The sequence below is a fragment of the Billgrantia endophytica genome, assembly GCF_002879615.1.
GTDB classification, from domain to species: domain Bacteria; phylum Pseudomonadota; class Gammaproteobacteria; order Pseudomonadales; family Halomonadaceae; genus Halomonas; species Halomonas endophytica.
Genome location: NZ_PNRF01000010.1, coordinates 139,964 through 161,220 on the forward strand (window position 1 = coordinate 139,964; position 21,257 = coordinate 161,220).

The 21,257-nt window shown below is 57.2% G+C and carries 18 protein-coding genes; all 18 read left to right on the forward strand.

Translation table 11 applies throughout. The features are described from left to right. The first annotated feature begins 273 nt into the window (after positions 1-273). On the forward strand, positions 274-1,623 hold the full coding sequence (locus tag C1H69_RS04475; RefSeq protein WP_102652208.1) for a Na(+)-translocating NADH-quinone reductase subunit A: 1,350 nt from the start codon (positions 274-276) through the stop codon (positions 1,621-1,623). Continuing rightward, positions 1,623-2,849, forward strand: coding sequence for an NADH:ubiquinone reductase (Na(+)-transporting) subunit B (locus C1H69_RS04480; protein WP_102652209.1), 1,227 nt, complete (start codon positions 1,623-1,625; stop codon positions 2,847-2,849). The genes C1H69_RS04475 and C1H69_RS04480 overlap by 1 nt, the downstream gene beginning before the upstream one ends. Next, positions 2,849-3,664, forward strand: a complete 816-nt coding sequence (locus C1H69_RS04485; RefSeq protein ID WP_102652210.1) for a Na(+)-translocating NADH-quinone reductase subunit C — start codon at positions 2,849-2,851, stop codon at positions 3,662-3,664. Before C1H69_RS04480 ends, C1H69_RS04485 begins: the two co-directional genes overlap by 1 nt. Before the next feature lie 2 nt (positions 3,665-3,666). Then, a complete protein-coding gene (locus C1H69_RS04490) occupies positions 3,667-4,326 on the forward strand; it encodes an NADH:ubiquinone reductase (Na(+)-transporting) subunit D (RefSeq protein WP_102652211.1) in 660 nt (219 codons plus the stop codon). A 1-nt stretch (position 4,327) separates the two neighbouring features. Continuing rightward, the gene (nqrE, locus tag C1H69_RS04495; RefSeq protein ID WP_102652212.1) at positions 4,328-4,945 is read left to right on the forward strand and encodes an NADH:ubiquinone reductase (Na(+)-transporting) subunit E; all 618 of its coding nucleotides are present in this window, start codon (positions 4,328-4,330) and stop codon (positions 4,943-4,945) included. A 71-nt stretch (positions 4,946-5,016) separates the two neighbouring features. Then, positions 5,017-6,249 (forward strand): NADH:ubiquinone reductase (Na(+)-transporting) subunit F, encoded by a 1,233-nt coding sequence (nqrF, locus tag C1H69_RS04500; protein ID WP_102652213.1) that lies wholly within the window; start codon positions 5,017-5,019, stop codon positions 6,247-6,249. A gap of 80 nt (positions 6,250-6,329) precedes the next feature. Then, complete coding sequence (locus C1H69_RS04505; protein ID WP_165789417.1) at positions 6,330-7,034, forward strand: FAD:protein FMN transferase; 705 nt, start codon at positions 6,330-6,332, stop codon at positions 7,032-7,034. A gap of 16 nt (positions 7,035-7,050) precedes the next feature. After that, positions 7,051-7,305 (forward strand): (Na+)-NQR maturation NqrM, encoded by a 255-nt coding sequence (gene nqrM, locus C1H69_RS04510; protein WP_102652215.1) that lies wholly within the window; start codon positions 7,051-7,053, stop codon positions 7,303-7,305. Positions 7,306-7,425: 120 nt separating this feature from the next. Next, a complete protein-coding gene (gene sthA / locus C1H69_RS04515; RefSeq protein ID WP_102652216.1) occupies positions 7,426-8,817 on the forward strand; it encodes a Si-specific NAD(P)(+) transhydrogenase in 1,392 nt (463 codons plus the stop codon). A gap of 463 nt (positions 8,818-9,280) precedes the next feature. Next, positions 9,281-11,335: an acyltransferase family protein gene (locus tag C1H69_RS04520; RefSeq protein WP_102652217.1), complete on the forward strand. Its 2,055-nt coding sequence runs from the start codon at positions 9,281-9,283 to the stop codon at positions 11,333-11,335. A gap of 52 nt (positions 11,336-11,387) precedes the next feature. Beyond that, positions 11,388-12,437, forward strand: coding sequence for an NAD-dependent epimerase/dehydratase family protein (locus C1H69_RS04525; RefSeq protein WP_240609805.1), 1,050 nt, complete (start codon positions 11,388-11,390; stop codon positions 12,435-12,437). A gap of 63 nt (positions 12,438-12,500) precedes the next feature. Then, complete coding sequence (rfbF, locus tag C1H69_RS04530) at positions 12,501-13,277, forward strand: glucose-1-phosphate cytidylyltransferase (RefSeq protein WP_102652218.1); 777 nt, start codon at positions 12,501-12,503, stop codon at positions 13,275-13,277. A gap of 156 nt (positions 13,278-13,433) precedes the next feature. Then, complete coding sequence (locus tag C1H69_RS04535) at positions 13,434-14,651, forward strand: NAD(P)H-dependent oxidoreductase (RefSeq protein WP_240609806.1); 1,218 nt, start codon at positions 13,434-13,436, stop codon at positions 14,649-14,651. 11 nt (positions 14,652-14,662) lie between these two features. Beyond that, positions 14,663-15,211, forward strand: a complete 549-nt coding sequence (gene rfbC, locus C1H69_RS04540) for a dTDP-4-dehydrorhamnose 3,5-epimerase (protein WP_102652220.1) — start codon at positions 14,663-14,665, stop codon at positions 15,209-15,211. Between the two features lie 94 nt (positions 15,212-15,305). Further along, the gene (locus C1H69_RS04545; RefSeq protein ID WP_165789418.1) at positions 15,306-16,322 is read left to right on the forward strand and encodes a glycosyltransferase family 2 protein; all 1,017 of its coding nucleotides are present in this window, start codon (positions 15,306-15,308) and stop codon (positions 16,320-16,322) included. 30 nt (positions 16,323-16,352) lie between these two features. Next, on the forward strand, positions 16,353-18,164 hold the full coding sequence (locus C1H69_RS04550; RefSeq protein WP_102652222.1) for an ABC transporter ATP-binding protein: 1,812 nt from the start codon (positions 16,353-16,355) through the stop codon (positions 18,162-18,164). 34 nt (positions 18,165-18,198) lie between these two features. Beyond that, the gene (locus C1H69_RS04555) at positions 18,199-19,398 is read left to right on the forward strand and encodes a right-handed parallel beta-helix repeat-containing protein (protein ID WP_102652223.1); all 1,200 of its coding nucleotides are present in this window, start codon (positions 18,199-18,201) and stop codon (positions 19,396-19,398) included. A gap of 682 nt (positions 19,399-20,080) precedes the next feature. Further along, positions 20,081-21,196 carry a polysaccharide export protein gene (locus C1H69_RS04560; protein WP_102652224.1) on the forward strand — a complete coding sequence of 372 codons (1,116 nt, stop codon included), beginning with the start codon at positions 20,081-20,083 and terminating at the stop codon, positions 21,194-21,196. Positions 21,197-21,257 lie beyond the last annotated feature (61 nt).

A 21,257-nucleotide genomic window follows, 5' to 3' on the forward strand; every position in this document is an offset into this window, starting at 1 on the left:
GGCCATTTCCCCCAAGGCCGCATCCCTGGCCGATATGCGCGTCTTTCAACGGCTTTTGTCCTCTCGGTTCCCCGCTGGCACGGCCGTTCCGTAGACGCTTTGCGACTATAGGTCGTGTGGCCTTTGGTCGCGCTTGTCTTTATAATGCGGTGGATTTTTCGGGGTGGTCCGGGGTCTCCCGGGCCTGACTGGTAACGTACTGACGCTAATGAGAATTCGAATCCATTCGAACCCCTTTCCTTCATTTATCCGATCCATCAACTGGGCGAGACTATGATCGAAGTCAAGAAAGGCCTGGATCTCCCCATCATGGGGGCGCCCGAGCCGCGCATCGAGGATGCGCGGCCGGTGCGTCACGTGGCTATCCTGGGTCCCGACTATGTCGGCATGAAGCCGACCATGGAGGTCCAGGAAGGGGACAAGGTGAAGCTGGGCCAGCTCCTCTTCACCGACAAGAAGATCGAGGGCGTACGCTTCACGGCGCCGGCCGCAGGTGAGGTCGTGGCCATCAATCGCGGTGAGAAGCGTAAGCTGCTCTCCGTGGTCATCAAGATCGATGAGAGCGAAGAGGCGGTGACGTTCACTGCCCATGGCCGTGACAGGCTCGAGAGCCTGGAGCGCCAGGCAGTGGTCGACCAACTGGTCGAGTCGGGGCTATGGACCGCTCTGCGGACGCGCCCCTACTCGCGAACGCCGGTCATCGACAGCGAACCGGCGGACATCTTCGTCACCGCCATCGACACGCACCCGCTGTGTCCGGACCCAGCCGATATCATCAATGAACAGCCGGAAGCGTTCGAGGATGGCCTCAAGGTGCTGGCTCGTCTTACCGAGGGCAAGGTGTTCCTTTGCACCGCGCCCGAGGCACGCATTCCCGGCAGCAACGTGGCTGGCGTGCAGGTCGAAACCTTTGCCGGTCCGCATCCCGCCGGCCTGGTCGGCACCCATATCCACTACCTGTCGCCGGTCGCCCTGCACAAGCGTGTCTGGCATATCGGCTACCAGGATGTGATTGCCTTCGGCAAGCTGTTCGCCGAAGGCAGGCTCGATGTGAGCCGTATCGTTGCCGTGGGCGGTCCCCGAGCCGAGAAGCCTCGGCTGCTGCGTACCCGCATTGGCGCCAGTACCGAGGAACTGTTGGCGGGAGAGGTCATCGAACCCGATGAGACACGTGTGATTTCGGGGTCGGTCTTCTCCGGTTTTGCCTGCGAGGGCTCGCTGCGCTATCTGGGACGCTACCATAACCAGTTCAGCATGATCGAAGAGGGTAGCAAGCGACAGTTCATGGGCTGGCTGTCGCCGGGCACCAACCGCCATTCTGTCATGGGTATCTACCTGTCGAAGTTCAAGGGGTTGCACAACTACGCTCCTAACACGTCGACCAATGGTTCCGAGCGCGCCATGGTGCCGGTGGGCGTCTACGAGGAACTCATGCCGCTCGATGTCCTGCCGACGCAGCTGCTGCGCTCGCTGATCGTCGGTGACATCGAGGTGGCCATGCAACTCGGATGCCTGGAGCTGGATGAAGAGGACCTGGCGCTGTGCACCTACGCGTGCCCCGGCAAATACGAATATGGTCCCATCCTGCGTGAAAACCTCACCTTGATCGAGAAAGAGGCCTGATGATGGGTATCCGACAGACACTCGATAATCTCGAACCGCATTTCCACAAGGGTGGCAAGTACGAGAAGATGTATCCGCTGTATGAAGCGGTCGACACCATCTTCTATTCACCGCCCAGCGTGGCCAAGACCACGGCGCATGTGCGCGACGGCATTGACCTCAAGCGCATCATGATCACGGTCTGGGCCTGCACCTTCCCGGCGATGTTCTTTGGCATGTGGAACGCTGGCTGGCAGTCCAACATGGCGATAGCCGAAGGCTATGCTTCCATGGCTGGCTGGCGCGAAGCGATCATGATGACCTTGGCCGCCGGTCACGACCCGGGCAGCTTCTGGTCCAACTTCGTGCTCGGCGCAACCTACTTCCTGCCGATCTATCTGGTGACCTTCGTCGTCGGTGGGTTCTGGGAGGTGGTGTTCGCGGTCAAGCGTGGCCACGAGGTCAACGAGGGATTCTTCGTTTCCTCCGTGCTCTACGCATTGATCCTGCCGGCCACCATTCCTCTGTGGCAGGTGGCCCTGGGCATCACCTTCGGTATCGTGATCGGGAAGGAAATCTTCGGTGGCACCGGCAAGAACTTCCTCAACCCGGCGCTGACCGGCCGCGCCTTCCTCTACTTCGCCTATCCGGCGCAGATATCCGGTGACGAGGTGTGGGTGGCGGCCGACGGCTACAGTGGCGCCACGCCGCTGTCAATCGCCTTCCAGGAAAACATGACCGAACTCACCTCCCAGTACAGCTGGTGGGACGCCTTCATCGGTTTCTTGCCGGGCTCGGTCGGTGAGGTATCCACACTGGCGATCTTCATCGGTGCCGCCGTGCTACTGTGGACCAAGATCGCGTCGTGGCGAATCATGCTTGGGGTTTTCCTCGGCATGGTGGCCACCAGCGCGCTGTTCAACCTGATCGGTTCCGAGACCAACCCGATGTTTGCCATGCCCTGGTACTGGCATCTGGTGGTCGGCGGATTCGCCTTCGGCATGGTGTTCATGGCCACCGACCCGGTGTCCGCGTCGATGACCAATCAGGGCCGTCTGATCTTCGGCGTCCTGATCGGCGTGATGACGGTGCTGATCCGCGTGGTGAACCCGGCCTTCCCGGAGGGCATCATGCTGGCGATTCTGTTCGCCAACCTGTTCGCACCGCTGATCGACCACTTCTTTGTTCAGGCCAACATCAAGCGCCGCCTGCAGCGCACCGGTGTGCCGGCCGAGGAGACTGCCTGATGGCACAGAGCAATAACTCCATCAAGAAGGTACTGACGGTGGCGTTCGCACTCTGCATCGTGTGTTCGATCATCGTCTCCACCGCCGCGGTGGCACTACGCCCCATGCAACTGCTCAACGAGGAGCTCGACCGCAAGACCAACATCCTGCGAGTGGCCAACCTCTATGAGCCGGGTATCGACGTGGAGTCCGCCTTCCGCGAGGTCGCCCCACGCGTGGTGGACATGCGTACCGGAGAGTATACCGATGAGTTCAACCCGGAGACCTTCGATCACTTCCAGGCGGCTCGTGACCCGGCTACCGGTCGCACCCTCTCGGGGGATCGCGATATCGCTGGCCTGTCTCGCGTCGAGAACTACGCCACCGTCTATCTGGTGGGCGATACCGACAACCCGGAACAGATCATCCTGCCAGTTCGCGGGCAGGGTCTGTGGGGCCTGATGCGCGGTTACATGTCCATCGAGGGGGACGGCAACACCATCGTCGGGATCACTTACTACGAGCACAGCGAGACCCCCGGGCTCGGGGCGGAAGTCAACAACCCACGCTGGCAGGCCCAGTGGGAAGGAAAGAAGATCTTTTCTGATGACGAGAGCCTGGTTCCGGCTATCCGTGTGGCCCGCGGCAGCGGCACTGGAGAGCATCAGGTAGATGGCCTCTCTGGTGCGACGCTGACGGCCAATGGCGTCACCAACATGTTGCAGTTCTGGCTGAGCCCGGAAGGCTTCGGTGAGTATCTGGCGAGATTCCGCGGTGGAGTCGATCCGGAAGACGCTCAGGAAGCCGATGTCGAACTCGAAGCGGAAGGAGCCTGATCATGTCAGCCAAAAGTGTTCTCACGACGCCGCTGACGAAGAACAACCCCATCGCCCTGCAGGTGCTCGGTATCTGCTCGGCGCTGGCGGTGACGACCAGCATGAGTGTTTCGCTGGTCATGTCCCTGGCCGTTATCTTCGTCACGGCATTTTCCAATCTGTTCGTGTCGCTGATACGAAATCATATTCCGTCATCGATTCGTATCATCGTGCAGATGACCATCATCGCCTCACTGGTCATCGTGGTGGATCAGATCCTCAAGGCGTACGCCTACGAGATGTCAAAGCAGCTCTCGGTGTTCGTCGGCCTGATCATCACCAACTGCATCGTAATGGGCCGCGCCGAAGGTTTCGCCATGCAGAACACTCCGGGGCTTTCCTTCCTGGATGGTGTCGGCAACGGCCTTGGCTATGGCCTGGTACTGATGTTGGTCGGCTTCGTGCGCGAACTGTTCGGTTCCGGTAGCGTCTTCGGCTTTACCGTGCTTCAGACGGTGCAGGACGGCGGCTGGTACGTACCCAACGGCCTGCTGCTGCTGCCGCCGTCGGCGTTCTTCATCATCGGTCTCTTTATCTGGGTGCTTCGCGAGATGAATCCCGAGCAGGTCGAAGAGAACGAATTCGTGATGAGGAAGAACACCATGCCGAAGGAGGCTGTGTAACATGGAACACTATATTAGCCTTTTCGTTGCCTCGGTCTTCGTCGAGAACCTGGCCCTGGCGTTCTTCCTCGGCATGTGTACCTTCCTGGCCGTATCCAAGAAGGTGTCGGCGGCCTTCGGGCTGGGCATTGCGGTCATCGTGGTGCTGACCATCTCGGTGCCGGTCAACAACGTGATCTACCACGCGCTGCTGGCCGAGGGTGCCCTGACCTGGACCGGCATCAGCGGTGCCGAAAACGTCGACCTGTCGTTCCTGGGTCTGCTCTCCTATATCGGCGTCATCGCGGCGCTGGTGCAGATCCTCGAGATGTTCCTCGACAAGTACGTGCCGGTACTCTACAACGCGCTGGGCGTGTTCCTGCCGCTGATCACCGTCAACTGTGCCATCCTGGGTGGCGTGCTGTTCATGGTCGAGCGTAACTACGGCTTCGGCGAATCCGTCGTCTATGGTCTGGGCTCGGGCGTGGGCTGGGCGCTGGCGATCACGGCGCTGGCGGGTCTGCGCGAGAGGCTCAAGTACAGCGATGTGCCTGGTGGCCTCCAGGGCCTGGGCATCACGTTCATCACCGTGGGCCTGATGTCGCTGGGCTTCATGTCCTTCTCCGGCATTCAGCTCTGAGCCAGGACTCGTTTCCGGCGTTGCCAGGCGGCGTCGGGAACCCGGTTACTCACAGCAAATAGGAAACCGACATGGTTGGAACATCAGTCATCTTGCTCGGTGTGTTCATGTTCACCCTGATCGTCATCAGTCTGACGGTGGTGATCCTGGCGGCTCGCAGCAAGCTCGTGAGCAGCGGAGACGTGACCATCGAGGTCAACGGCGATCCCGAGCACACCCTGACCACTCAGGCCGGTGGTAAACTGCTGAATACCCTGGCTGCCAATGGGATATTCCTCTCGTCCGCCTGCGGCGGCGGCGGCTCCTGCGCTCAATGCAAGTGCCGGGTGGAAGAGGGCGGCGGTGCGATACTGCCCACCGAGGAGTCCCATTTCACCATGCGCGAGAAGAAGGAGGGTTGGCGCCTTTCCTGTCAGGTGCCGGTGAAGCAGGACATGAAGGTCGAGGTTCCCGAAGAGGTCTTCGGCGTCAAGAAGTGGGAGTGCGAGGTCGTCTCCAATCCCAACGTCGCGACGTTCATCAAGGAGCTCAACCTCAGGCTGCCCGAAGGCGAGAATGTCGATTTTCGCGCGGGTGGCTATGTTCAGCTGGTGGCACCTCCCTACGATATCACGTTCTCCGACTTCGATATCGAGGAGGATTACCGGGGCGATTGGGAGAAATTCGATCTGTTCAAGATCTCCCACAAGAACAACGAGGAAGTCATCCGCGCCTATTCCATGGCGAACTACCCGGAAGAGGTGGGGATCCTCAAGTTCAACATTCGTATCGCCACGCCGCCGCCCAATACCAGCCACCCGCCGGGGCTCATGTCTACCTACGTCTTCAATCTGAAGCCGGGTGACAAGGTAACGGTCATGGGGCCCTTCGGTGAATTCTTCGCCAAGGAAACCGACGCCGAAATGGTCTTCGTCGGCGGTGGTGCGGGCATGGCGCCGATGCGTAGCCACATCTTCGACCAGCTCAAGCGCCTGAAGTCCCAGCGCAAGATCTCGTTCTGGTATGGTGCGCGCTCCTGGCGTGAGACGTTCTATAATGACGAATACGACCAGTTGGCCGAGGAGTTCCCCAACTTTGAGTGGCACCTGGCACTCTCGGATCCGCTGCCCGAGGACAACTGGGAAGGCCCCACCGGCTTCATCCATAACGTTCTCTATGAGAACTACCTCAAGGATCATCCGGCTCCCGAGGATTGTGAGTACTACATGTGCGGGCCGCCCATGATGAACGCCTCGGTGATCAAGCTGCTGCTCGATCTGGGGGTGGAGCCCGAGAACATTCTGCTGGATGACTTTGGCGGATGATCTCGGTCGCCTCTCGGCGATTTGCAGGGCTGGCTCAAGGTGGGCCAGCCCTGTTCATGTTCTGCCTGATGATATTGCCCATGGCCCTGCTAAGCGCTTGTCGCAGCCAGCTGGAAGAGCAGCAGCTGCAGGGCATCTCATTGGGAACGGGTTACCATATCACCCTGTATGCCGATCTCGGCGATAGTGATCGAGCGGTACTCGAGACCGGCATACAAGGTGAATTGGCACAGCTGGAACGACAGCGTTCAGTGCTCTTGCGTCACGTCAACACGGCCTTTTCCGGCCCCGGACTGCCGCTGTCACGCCTATCGGGCGCGGTGCTTGGCGAGCTGGATCGCCTGATTCACGCGCTTGCCGTCGACCGTTTGACAGCCTGGCTGGCCGAGCTTGGCATCGACCACTCACTGGTCGAGGTCGGGGGCGTGATCCGTGCCCAGGGTATGCCTCCCGGTGCCGCCTGGCGCTTGTCGCTGGAACATGCCGGTTTGCCCAAGCACGATGACTCGCGGCGGGTGCACCTGAAAGATGGTGCATTGGTGCATCGACTGGCGAACCACGCCAACGCGCCGTCGGCGGACGGACCGAAGATGCTGGGCGTCACCGTGATGGCCGCTACTGCCAGTGAGGCGTCGCGCCAGGCCCTATGGCTCTCCCGGGTCGAGCCGGATGTCGCCATGGCCGTGGCCACTAGCACGGATAGTGCTGTCAGAATCGTGGTCAGAAGCAGACAAGGCATTGAAATTCAAAATACTGCGGCACTCGAGTCCTGGCTCGAGCCTTAGTCGGAAGGAGCGTTCTATGACTACTTTCTTGGTCGTTCTGGGTTTCATGCTCTTGATCGTGGCCGCCATGGCGGTGGGCGTGATCATGGGCCGCAAGCCCATTGCCGGGTCTTGCGGAGGACTGAACAGCCTTGGCCTCAAGGATGGCTGTGATATCTGCGGAGGCAAGGATGAGGTCTGCGAAGAGGAAAATCGCAAGCGTGGCAGTGCCCGTCGTCGCAGCGACGAAAGCCGTGGTGCCGACCTCGGCTACGATGCAACCCGGCGCTGAGCAGGGCGAACACCTCCCGGTGTTAGCCACATCACTTTCCGGAGGGTGATCCGACCCTCGGGGATGACATCCGCATGAAGGGATAACCTACAGAACGGGAACAAGGAGACGCGAGAGCCCATGGCAGTCCATAACTACGACGTGGTGGTGATCGGCACCGGTCCCGCCGGTGAAAGTGCCGCCATCAATGCCGCCAAGCATGGCAAGCGAGTCGCGGTAGTGGAGAAGCAGCCGGTAGTGGGGGGTAACTGCACGCACTGGGGGACCATCCCCTCCAAGGCGCTGCGGCACCAGGTCAAGCAGATCATGGCCTTCAATACCAACCGCATGTTTCGCGATATCGGCGAACCCCGTTGGTTCTCCTTCCCCAGGATCATGGAGCGCTCTCGCGTCACGATCGATCAGCAGGTCGAGATGCGTACCCGCTTCTATGCCCGAAATCGCATCGACCTGTTTGCCGGGGTGGCACGCTTCAAGGATGAACAGACGCTACTTATCCGTGATCGTCAGGAAGGGCTCGAAGAGCTGGTGGCACAGAAGGTCATCATCGCGACCGGCTCTCGGCCCTATCGGCCTGCGGACATCGACTTCCGTCACCCTCGTATCTACGAGTCAGACACCATCCTGAGCCTGTCCCATACGCCTCGTACGTTGGTCATCTTCGGGGCTGGCGTCATCGGCTGTGAATACGCATCGATATTCTCCGGGCTCGGGGTAAAGGTCGACTTGATCAACAGCCGGAATAGCCTGCTTTCCTTCCTTGATGACGAGATCTCTGACGCGCTCTCCTACCATTTGCGCAAGCATGGTGTGCTGATTCGTCATAACGAGGAATACGATCGCGTCGTGGGTGATGAATCGGGTGTCGAGGTCTACCTGAAGTCGGGGAAGAAACTTCGTGCGGATGCCTTCCTCTGGGCCAACGGCCGCACCGGCAACACGGATGAACTCGGGCTGGAAAACATCGGGCTGGAAGCGAATGGCCGGGGTCAGCTCCAGGTCGATGAACACTACCGTACCGTCATCCCGCATATCTATGCGGCTGGTGATGTCATCGGCTGGCCCAGCCTGGCCAGCGCGGCCTACGACCAAGGGCTCAATGCCTGCGACGAACTGCTGGGCCGCGATTACCGTTATGTCAACGAGGTGCCTACGGGAATCTACACCATCCCTGAAATCAGTTCGTTCGGCCGCACCGAGCGTGAGCTGACGGAAGCCAAGGTGCCTTACGAAGTGGCTCAGGCTTTCTTCAAGGACACCGCTCGTGCCCAGATTACCGGGGATACGGTGGGGATGCTCAAGATCCTTTTCCATCAGGATACGCTGGAAATCTACGGTATCCACTGCTTTGGCGACCAGGCCTCGGAAATCGTTCACATCGGTCAGGCGATCATGCAGCAAAAGGGCGAGGCCAACACGCTGAAATACTTCGTCAATACCACCTTCAACTATCCCACCATGGCCGAAGCCTATCGGGTTGCCGCCCAGAACGGTCTGAATCGGGTCTTCTGATACCTGATGTACGAATAACGTCAGCCGATACCCAAGCCGTTAAATTGGATATCTAAACCTTCACGTCGCCCTCTCGCGAGGGCGATGCACTTGCCTGTGCCCTTTCCGCCGTTCCTGCACCTCGTTGCGAGAGGGCGCCTCCCGACGTCTCCTGATCTCTGGATGATCTTCCTTGACTCTCCTCTCATAGAAGGAGAATTAGCCCAAAACGGGCATGATAATTGGCTCAGCATGAGTACGAGAAAAACCAACTACACAAAGTGTGTAACATTCAGTAATATTAAGATCGTTAACTTAACAATCAAAACAATGCCAAGAGTTGGGATAGGAGATGACCATGAACTCCCGGGCGGTAGCGTGGATGAAACGTATTGATCTATCCCGACGTTTGCTCCGGCGCTGTCTCCCTATATCGGGGTAGTGGCGGGGTAAATTCAGTTTAACTGATGAATCCGAGATAGCGATGACGACAACCATCTATAGGCCAGAAATCGATGGTTTACGAGCGATAGCCGTCCTGCCGGTCATTCTTTTTCACGCTGGATTTGAGAGGTTTAGCGGGGGCTATGTCGGTGTCGATGTTTTCTTCGTGATCAGCGGCTATCTGATAACCGGCATCATCTATGGAGATATTCTCAAGGGAAATTTCTCGATCGTTCACTTCTATGAGAGGCGCGCTCGCAGAATACTTCCTGCCCTGTTTTTTGTCAGTGTGGTTTGCTTGTTATTCGCTTGGTTCTGGATGTTGCCAAGTGAGCTTGCGAGTCTCAGCGAGAGCCTGATTGCGGTCAACCTCTTCGTTTCCAACATCTACTTCTGGCAATCTCTGGACTATTTTGCCGGACCGGCGGAGATGCAGGCCTTCCTCCACACTTGGAGTCTAGCTGTCGAGGAGCAATTCTACTTCTTCTTCCCATTGTTCATGCTGCTGGTGGGAGGGTTAAGGAAGGGATTTCTACTTGCCATCGTCGCCCTGGGTCTGCTGGCCAGTCTTGCCTTGGCCGAATACGCGTCGAGCCATCACCCCACGGCCAATTTCTATCTGCTTCCCACGCGAGCCTGGGAGCTGCTGACAGGGGCGGTCATTGCGATCTATATGCAGGATCGAAAGGGGACCTTTCCGCTGCTGGCGAGACATATCGGTGGTGGTGTGGGGCTCGCAATGATCCTGTTTGCCGTTTTCTTCTTTGATGCGTCTACACCCTTTCCGAGCCTTTGGGCCGTGGTGCCTGTACTGGGAACAGCGCTGGTCATCCTGCTTTCCAATGGCACCGACATCGTGGGTCGGTTGCTCTCCTGGCGGCCGGTGGTCGGCATTGGCCTGATAAGTTATAGCGCCTACCTGTGGCATCAGCCGGTCTTCGTCTTCGCCAAGGAGCGAAGCCTTGAGCCCATCGGTGATTTTGGGTTCCTGCTGTTGAGTGTCCTTTCACTGCTGCTCGCCTGGTTTTCCTGGCTTTTCGTCGAGTTGCCTTTCAGGAATCGCCGTAATTTTACGCGCGGACAGATCTTCAAATCAGCATTGGTGATGTCGTGCCTGATGGTCGGGGTGGGAGTCTTCGGCAAGTATGCGGACGGCATTCCGTGGCGATTCGATGAAGAGGTGAAAAGGATCGTGGATTTCCGATACATCAAACATCATGTGCCGGAGGTGTGCCATGCCACTACGGGAAGGATGCTGTCCATTGAGGAAACCTGCGAGTACAACGAGGAGGGAGAAAAGATCGTGGTGGTCTGGGGGGACAGTCATGCCACCCCGCTGGTCCTTCCGGTTGCCGATCGCGTCGATGCCCTGGGTATGAAAGTGAAGATGCTCGTCTACACCAACTGCCTACCTATTGCAGGTTATACACGAGAAAGCGAGCCGAATTGTGGCACGTTCAATAACAAGGTGATGGACTACCTGACGAATAACGACGATGTCGAGATGGTTATCATGCTTGGCAGATACCCACTTCAGTTCGAGGCGGCGATATTCGATAACGGCAAGGGAGGGATCGAGGATGGTGCTTCCCACAGGGCAATTCCAATGGATTCATCCATTGACGTTGCCGAGGATGATGACACTCGTATCGAGATCGTAGGGCAACTACTACATGAGACTGTCGACCAACTGGTGAAAGACGGAAAGCGTGTCGTGTTGGTCTATCCCGTTCCCGAAGTGGGTTGGGATGTGCCCGTCCTGTTGGCCAAGGAAAGGATATTCGGTATCGAGCGAGAAACGCCGCTCTCTACCAGCTATGAACTCTTTCGAGAGCGTGCTGAAACGTCTTATCGTCAATTGTCCCGAGTGGAAGAAGACGAGAATGTATTGAAGATCTATCCGGCCGAACTGCTCTGTGACACCTATCTCACTGGCCGCTGTTCCGCTCAGTTCGAGGATGAACTGTTTTACTACGATAGCAATCACCTGAGCGTCGTCGGCGCCTCGATGTTAGTTGACCATATGTTCCATAAGATGGTCGGAAAAGGTTGGGTAAACGACAGTGTTATAGAAATCAGCTCGCGGAGAGAGTGAAAGAAAGGCCATACGGGCGACGCGAAACCGAACGCCACCTGAGGGAAGCAATATGATGAAGATACTGATCATTGGCAATATGGGGTATGTCGGTCCCGCTGTCGTCAGGGAGTTGTCATTGACGCATCCCGATGCCGTATTGCATGGATACGATAACGCTTACTTCGCGCACTGCCTCACCGGTGCCGATGTCCTCCCGGAGCGCTATCTGGCGCGGCAGTATCTTGGTGATGTTCGGCAATTGCCAGAGGGCATGCTGGAAGGCTATACGGCGGTGGTGCAGCTTGCCGCGATCTCCAACGACCCTATGGGGAGTTGCTTCGCTGAGGTCACCCGCGAGGTCAACCAGGAAGCTTCCATTCGTATCGCGAGGCAGGCTGCCAGGGAAGGCGTCAGGCAGTTTGTCTACGCCTCGAGTTGTAGCATCTACGGTGTCGCGAGCGGAGAACCGCGGAAGGAGACGGATTCGCTCTCACCGATGACTGCCTATGCCATGTCCAAGATCGGGACCGAGGAGGCGCTGGCCGATCTCCCTGGCGACATGGTCATCACCAACCTCAGGTTTGCCACGGCGTGCGGCATGTCGGCAAGGCTGCGGCTCGACCTGGTACTCAATGATTTCGTGGCCTGTGCCCTGTCCCAGAGGAAGGTCACCGTGCTCAGCGACGGCACGCCATGGCGGCCACTGATCGATGTCACCGACATGGCGCGCGCCATCGATTGGGCCGTACAGCGTGAGGCTGACAATGGGGGCCGGGTCCTCAGTGTCAACACCGGTTCGAACCAACGCAACCACCAGGTGCGTGACCTGGCAGAGGCCGTGGCCAAGGCCATTCCTGGCACCACGGTCAGCATCAACAAGGACGCGGCGGTCGACAGCCGTTCCTATCGGGTCGACTTCAGTCACTTCGAACGGCTCGCCCCGGGGCACCAGCCCCAGATGACGCTGCGCGATTCCATTCATGGACTGATAGTAGGGCTCGCGAAGATGAACTTCGCGGATGCCGACTTCCGGAATTCATCGCTGATGCGTCTTCGGGTACTGCAGGACCATGTCGATCAGGGGCGTGTGTCGGAAAGCCTGGAGTGGACGGAACGATGACATCCAGACCGTCAAGCGGGGCAAGCCGTCAATGATGGGGTACATCGCGGAGGAGTGCACGAGATGAAAGTGGTCATTCTGGCAGGGGGATTCGGTACGCGTCTGAGCGAGGAAACTTCCATTCGTCCCAAGCCGATGGTGGAGGTCGGCGGGCGTCCCATTCTCTGGCATATCATGAAGATCTATTCCCACCATGGGTTCAAGGAATTCGTGATCCTTGGCGGCTACAAGGTTGATTTTATTCGCAACTACTTCCTCAACTTCCGAGGCAAGCAGACCGACTACACTATCGATCTCAAGACGGGGCGTATCGAATGGCTGCAGGGCGTCAGTGAAGACTGGACCGTAACCGTCCTGGACACGGGGCCCGACTCCTTGACCGGCGGTCGAATCAAGCGCGCCCAGCCCCTGATCGGTGACGAATCCTTCTGCCTCACTTATGGCGACGGTGTCAGCGACGTGAACATTCAGGATCTGGTGGCATCCCATCGCTCATCGGATTGCTGGTGCACCCTTACGGCGGTGACGCAGCCGGGGCGTTATGGCGCGCTGCGGCTCGAGGAGCAGGGTAATCATGTCAAGGCGTTCCGCGAGAAGGGGGCGACGGATGGCGGCCTGATCAATGGCGGCTTCTTCGTCTGTGAGCCGGAGGTGTTCGAGCTGATCGATAACGATCGCACAACCTGGGAAAACGAGCCCATGGATCGCCTCGTCGACATGGGGAAACTGGGTTACTACCACCATCAGGGCTACTGGCAGAGCATGGACTCCCTGCGCGACAAGATGGTGCTCGAGGACGCGTGGGCAGCCAATCCCCCCTGGAAGGTCTGGGTGGGTTGAGCCGACTATTTCGTTGCTTGCCACGACACGGCGGTTTGGAGGACGATCATGCTCATTGTAGATACTGCGTTGGCCAGAAGAGCAGTTGAAGGTAACCCCATTCGGGTAGGCATGATAGGGGCCGGGTTCCAAGGTAGGGGAATCGGCCTTCAGATCATGACGGCTACGCCCGGGATGTCGCTATGCGCCATTGCCAACCGGCATATCGGAGCGGCCGTTCGCGTCTTCGAGGAGGCCGGTCGTCAACCGGTACGCTGTGACACCACCACAGAGATCGATGCGGCGATTGCCAAGGGGCGTCCGGTGGTCACGGAGGACGCCAATGCGCTGGCTACTGCGGAAACCCTGGACGCCATCATCGAGGTGACCGGGTCCATCGAGTATGCGACCCTGGCCATCCTGACCGCGATATCCAGCGGGAAGCATGTGATCCAGATGAATGCCGAGCTGGATGGCACCATCGGGCCCATCCTCAAGAGAAAAGCCGACCAGGCCGGGGTCATCTACACCTTTTCCGATGGCGACCAGCCCGGGGTACAGATGAACCTCTACCGCTTCGTCCAGGGATTGGGCATCAAGCCCGTGCTGTGTGGCAATATCAAGGGGCTGCATGACCCCTACCGGAACCCGGAGACCCAGCGTGCCTTTGCCGAGCGCTGGGGGCAGAAACCGGCCATGGTGGCCTCGTTTGCGGATGGCACCAAGATATCCTTCGAGCAGGCAGTCGTCGCCAACGGCACCGGTATGCATGTTGCCCAGCGGGGCATGCTGGGACCGGATTTCTCGAAGGGGGATCCCAATACCCCTCTGGTGCCCGTCGAGGAGAGCATCCCGTTCTACGAACCCTACCTGGAGGCGTCCGGGTCGGGTCTGGTGGATTATGTGGTCGGCGCTCGTCCCGGACCTGGTGTCTTCGTGATCGGCAAGCAGGAGGATCCACGCAAGCGGCACTATTTGGAGCTCTACAAGCTGGGCAAGGGACCCTACTATTGTTTCTACACCCCCTATCACCTCTGTCATTTCGAGGTGCCTACCTCCGTCGCGCGTGCCGTGCTTTTCAACGATGGTGTTCTTACGCCCAGGGACGGGCCCCAGGTGGGCGTTGTGGCCATCGCCAAGAAGGACCTGTGCGAAGGGGAGCCTATCGTCGAGTTCGGTGGGTACGAGGTCTATGGTGTGGCGGAGAATATCGACACGATACGCAGGGAAAACCTGTTACCCATCGGCCTGGCAATCGACAGCGTTGTGCGGCATCCCATCAGGAAGGATACCCCCTTGACGTTTGACGATGTCCGAGTGCCTGAGGGAAGACTGGTGGATCGACTCTATAGCGAGCAGGAACGCATCTACGCCAGCACAGAGATGCTGTCATAAGGAAGGACACTATGAAATTCATCGAAACGAGTCTCAAGGACGCCTACCTCATCGAGCTCGAACCGCGGGGTGACGACAGGGGCTTCTTTGCCAGGACGATGTGTCGGGAGGCGTTCGACCGTATGGGGTTGGACGGTAACTTCATGCAGCAGAACACCTCTTTTTCTGCCTTGCGGGGTACCTTGAGGGGGCTGCACTTCCAGAAGCCACCCCATGGAGAAGACAAGTTGGTGCGCTGTATCTGTGGGGCGATCGTCGATGTCATCGTCGACATCCGAAAGGATTCGCCCACCTATATGCAGCACCAGGCATTCGAGTTGAGTAGCCGAAATCGTCGACAGCTCTACGTGCCAAAGGGGTTCGCACACTCATTCATGACGCTTCAGGACAACGTCGAAGTGAGCTATCTAGTGACATCGGCTTATGCACCTGATTCGGAAGATGGCCTGAGGTATGACGACGAAGCACTCGGCATAGAGTGGCCCTTGCCAGTCATGGTCATCTCGGAAAAGGATGCCAGTTGGTCACTGCTCAGGGACAGGGCCAGTGCACTTTACTGAGTCGACATTCGGGAATCCGATGTTCTGAATGGGAAGCCCAGGTCAAGGGAATGTCTGGTCGGGCGAGGAGCATAACCGCATAGGAGGTTGCGTGATGACTAGAATAACAGCAGTCGTGCTGACCTACAATCGCAAGGAGCTCCTCCAGCGATGTCTCGATGCCATCCAGGCTCAGACGCGTCCATGTGATGATCTCCTCGTTATCAACAATGCCAGTACGGATGGCACTCGTGAAATGCTGGAAAGCGAAAGATTTTCCTCTATCAAGATCTACAGCCTGAAGAAGAATATTGGGGCCGCCGGAGGATTCAATACTGGCTTCCGCATGGCCTACGACAATGGTGCCGACCAGATCTGGATGATGGACGATGATGTCATTCCCGAGCCTGATGCCTTGGAAAAGCTGCTGGACGCCAATGCGCTGCTCGATGAGAAGGGCGTAGGCAGGAGCTATCTCGTTTCGCTGGCGTATTCGAATAGTGGCAGATTGACCAATCTGTCACAGTTGGCCGATAGGCATCCTTCTTCCTGGCCCACCTATCTCGAACACGGCCTGGTGGCCGTAGGCTTCAGTACCTTCGTGTCGATTCTGGTACCACGCGATACGCTGGAAAAGTACGGATTGCCCATTTCGTCGATGTTTATCTGGGGGGAGGATGCCGAGTTTACGCTTCGGGTCACACGGGAAGAGCCTGGTTACCTGGTAGGGAGTAGCAAGGTGGCACATGTCCGAGCCATGGAAGTTGGCATTGATATCTTGGCAGAGACCAATCCAGCACGAATTAACTATTACAGATGCTACGTCAGAAATAACATCTTTCTTGCCCGAAAGTACAAGACCCGCCGGCGACTCCTGTCCGTTCTCGCCGTCAATGTGTCGCTCGTTATGAAGCTATTGGTCAAGGGGGAGTTTCGCAAGGCCAATATCGTGTTGGACGGAATGGTCGAGAGTATACGGTTTCGGCCCGTGGTAGAGTTGGTGAGTTCTGGTTATGACTATTCGAATATTGAAATAACGGCTCCGAAGAGTGGCGTATGGACCGAGGATGCCAATAAGCTTGATATCAATCGCTCTGGCATGGCCTATCAGGGGACTCGTCATTTGTCCTGAGCGCTTCCGCAGCAGGTAAAGGATTTTCCCATGATAACCAGTCTGAAAGATCTTTATTTACTATTGACGAAAGAGCAGAGAAAGAAACTATTAAAGCTACAGTTGCTTATCATTCTCATGTCCTTTGCCGAGTTGGCGGGCGTGGCGTCCATTGGCCCCTTCATGGCGCTGGTTGGGGATATGAGCCTTCTCGAGGGAGAGGGTTTGGGCGGCAGGCTCTATGCAATCAGTGGTATGGACGAACCAGAACATTTCCTGTTCTGGCTGGGAATTGCCGTACTGCTGGTGCTGACTATGGCCTCCGTTATCTCGATGTTCACCATCTGGCGCCTATCTCTGTATGGCTCCCGGGTTGGCGCGGAACTGGGCAATCGCCTCTACCGTTATTACATGTATCAGTCTTGGCTTTATCATACCAGTGTCAGCAGTAGTCACCTGACCAAACAGATCTCTCTGGAAACCCTTAGGTTGACCAACTATGTGATCAATCCGCTGCTGCACTTGAACTCGAAAATTGTCCTTGCATTGGTTCTGGCGGTCGCCATCTTTCTTTACGATCCCGTCATCGCCCTGTTGGGTATCACTATCTTTGTTGTCTGCTACTTTGTCCTCTATGTTCTTGTCAGAAAGCGGTTGGTGATGCATGGAAAGAGCATCTCTGACTCTCAGTCAGTACGTTTCCAGATGATGTCAGAGGGGTTCGGGGGCATCAAGGATGTCCTGTTGCTGGGAAAGCAGAAGACCTTTGTCGATCGTTTCGATAGAGCCAGTTTGAAATTTGCAAAATCGGCAGGTACTAATCTAGCCATTGCCCAAGTGCCGAGATATGCCATGGAGCTTGTGGCATTCTCCGCCATTATCTTTCTGGTGCTCTATCTACTCGCCGCCCACAACGGAAATCTTGGCACGATCCTGCCGATTCTGTCGATCTATGCGCTGGCAGGCTTCAAGATCCTTCCAGCTTTACAGAAGATCTATTCATGCGTATCGCAGATTCGAGGAAATATCGCCGCTTTCGAGGTGATTCGCGATGACCTTCGCGAAAGTACCGAAGGTCGTTTCAAGGAAAGAACCCTTGTTACCGACAGGGAGGAGAGTGATCGGCTCGCGCCCCTCGATGCCATTACCCTCGAAGATATCGTATTCCATTATCCCGGTACCAGGGAGTTTGCGCTGAATGGGATATCGATGCAGATTCCCGTCAATACGACAATCGGCATCGTAGGCGCCTCGGGAGCCGGAAAGTCAACCCTGATCGATATACTTCTGGGACTGGTCGAACCGAAGAGCGGTCGACTGTGTATCGATGACGTTACTGTCACGGATAAAGTACGACGCCGATGGCAGAATGCCATAGGCTTTGTTCCGCAGAGTATTTTCCTGGCAGATGCCACGATACGCGAGAACATTGCGTTCGGCGTACCGTCCAAGGAAATCGAGGAGGAGAGAGTGTGTCGGGCCACCCAACTGGCGCATCTCGATGAATTACTGGCAGAGCTTCCTGAGGGCCTGGATACCAGAGTAGGAGAGCGAGGCATTCAGCTCTCGGGGGGGCAGCGCCAGAGAATCGGTATCGCCCGTGCCCTCTACCATGATGCTCAAGTACTCATTCTTGACGAGGCAACCAGTGCCCTGGATGGGATCACCGAAAAGATGATCATGGAGTCGATCCAGGAGTTCATGGGAAAGAAAACGATCATCATGATTGCTCATCGGCTGGCCACTGTTCGCCAGTGTGACTGCATCCATCTAATGAAGGAGGGCAGGATCATCGACTCGGGTAACTATGCCGAGCTGACGAGTCGCAACGAGATCTTCCAGCGGATGGCGGCGCATAGTTGATATTGCATCGAATAATTACCAAGGGGTACCTGATATGTCGCTCGGCTCGATCGCGGATTTGAACGATGCTCTGCTGGCCTCCACGGCTGCAACCGCACATGCCAGCACCAGGGCGAGGCCGTCTTTGCCTACCCGTGCCAGACCGGCATCCATCACTACCAGTGAGCTGGGTATAGCGCCCTCCAGGGATCCGGTAGCGGACCAGGAGAGACTCCAGCGGTTCATCGATGACATCGCCACGGATGGCATCATCGGCGTCATCGATGCGGGCCGCTGGTTGCTCCACCGCAAATTGCAGCTACATGATGGTCTTCGGCTCTGCGGTAGGGGGATGAACAGGACCATCATCGAGGCCCGATCCGAGGACTGGCATCACGACGACTACACGCTGATGGAGCTTAGAGCAAACAATCATCTGAATGAGAATGGTATTTTTCTTTCGGACTTTCATTTGATCGGTGCCGACAAGGGTGCGACTCGTAATGGCGCGGCACTACGGCTCAATGGCATCAACGACTTCTCCCTGGAGCGGATCAAGGTGGTGGACGGCTCCGATGCGGGTATCCGCATCACTGGCTACGGGGTCGGCAGCTTTACCAATGACATCACCAGCGATTTCTGGAACTCCACCAAACGAGGAAGGATTCGAGGATGTATCGCTGTACGCGGGTCGCTCGGTATAGAGCTGGAGGGCGGAGTTGAGGGCGTGCTAGTCGAAGGAAATCATGTCTATGACTCTGCTCTGCATGGTATCCGGCTCCCTTCTGCCTACGACTGCATTCTGTTGGCCAACCATATCACTGGTGCGAGGAACGGTATCTGGATCGATCGCCACAAGGGGATTCACGTCCTACATAATACCGCTACCCAAGTTGAGCGAGGTTGCGTATATGGGGGATTCAATCGACATCGTGATGGAGAGATCTCGAAGGGCCTGTGGATCATCGGCAATCGATTTCAGACATCGAGATCCACGATCACCGATGCCTATCACGGCAGTTCCAACAAGTTTACTCACATCGTAAAGATCAAGGACAACCTACTTGAGGGCGGGAACATCCGGCTGTTGTGGTCGAGACGAGTCGATATCCAGGGTAATGATGGTGACGGTGGTAACGCCATCATCACTTCCCATCAGGTCAGTGGTCGGGTGGGTAACAACACCATGAGACTGCTGAACCGCGCCCCCCGTGTGACAGACCTGGGAAGTAACCTTAACCTGTCGGACACATAGCGTCGTACTATGCCTGCCAATGCTGGTATATGAGTAATCATCATACCTGATACAGGAAAAAGCTAAGTAAATCTCCCTGCCATTACTTAGGCAGTGCTTTAGGCTTTGTACGAAAAGTCGACGAGCGATGGCCAGACAAGGCAAAAATCGGCGACAAATCGGCAGGAAAGCCGATTTGGGCAGCTCCGCTGCTCGGAGAGCGAGCGACATGAATGTCGCGAGTCCAAAGACGGAGTTTACGCGGTGTAAATGAGTACTTTGAACCGATTTTTAACGCTGTATGGGCGAGTGCAGACAGTTTTCGTACAGAGCCTAGCTGTCAAGTGACAGTGAGCAAGAAAGTACCTTGTAAACAAATGTATGGGTACGGTTTTCTGAAAGGAGATGACTTTCTTCGTGTTTATTCTAAGCCCTCAGGTATGAAAAATTCCACGCCAAAGATGGTTCGAGATGTTTGTAATTATGTGTAATCATAATTGTGGCCATGTAACTCGGTGAGCCGGATCGTCCTCGAGCCGGTGTGAAGGACTCGATGAGCTGGGCGCCAACACGACCGACCGGTGTTTTCATCAAAGCAGCCAGAAGACCAACCTGGCGGCCTGATCACGAGGGATGACGCATGTTCCATTTCGACCCTGACAAGAATACCCAAGAAGTCTCAGGAACAGGGGAGGCGAAGTCCATGAAGAAGCTTGCACGCGGCGCCTGTCTCGCCATTACGCTGGGTCTCATCGGTGGTTGTGCCTGGGCGCCAGGTGGCCACATCGATTACCGGACGACGGACGATATGGAGCTGGATGGCCAGGTCGACATCGTGCCGATCACGCCATCCTTGATCTCGACTTATCGAGCGCAGAGCAGCGAGCCGAAGGCGAGGCCCATGCCTCCGGAACTGGTCCGCGAGATCGAGGACTACCAGTATCGAGTGGGTTCCGGCGATGTGTTGAACATCATTGTCTACGACCATCCCGAGCTGACGATTCCGGCAGGCAGTGAGCGCAGCGCAGCTGAAGCCGGCACCATGGTCCATGCGGGTGGCACCATCTATTACCCCTTCGTGGGTACCGTTCAGGTGGCTGGCAGGACCGTGGGCGAGATCCGGCAGATCCTTACCAACCGACTCTCGACCTATATCACCGACCCCCAGATCGAGGTCAGTGTGGCGGCCTTCCGCTCCAAGAAATTCTATGTCAGTGGTGAGGTCAACAGTCCGGGGGTGCAACCCATCACCAACGTGCCGATGACACTGCTTGATGCCATCAGCCAGGCGGGTGGTCCCACCAATGATGCCAACTGGCACCATGTAGCCCTCAATCGTGACGGCAGGGAGATCGCCTTGTCGCTCTTCGAGATGCTCCACAATGGTGACCTGAGTCGGAATACCCTGATGCAGCCGGGCGACGTTCTCCATGTTTCTTCGTCCGATAATCAGCGGATTTCGGTGTTGGGTCAGGTCCTCAGTCCGGGACACATTTCGACCGGCAGGGAGCGCTTGAGCCTCACCGATGCGCTGTCTCGTGCGGGGGGTGTCGTCGAGGCCCGGGCCGAACCTTCCGGCATCTTCGTCATTCGCGGCAATCCTGCCGGCAGCAACAAGATGGCCACCGTCTACCAACTGGATATCTCCAACGCCGTGGCGCTCAACATGGGGGCATACTTCCCGCTCGAACCACAGGATGTGGTCTACGTCACGTCCGCACCTCTGGCGCGCTGGAACGCTGTCATCAGCCTGCTGCTGCCGTCCGTCTCCCTGCCAGGCCAGGTGGCCGACTCGGCTGGCGACGTGAGGGACTTGTGATGTATCAGTGCTGAGCCGTGACGGCCCATGCCATGCCAGCGTTTCCTTGGCTGAGGCCGTC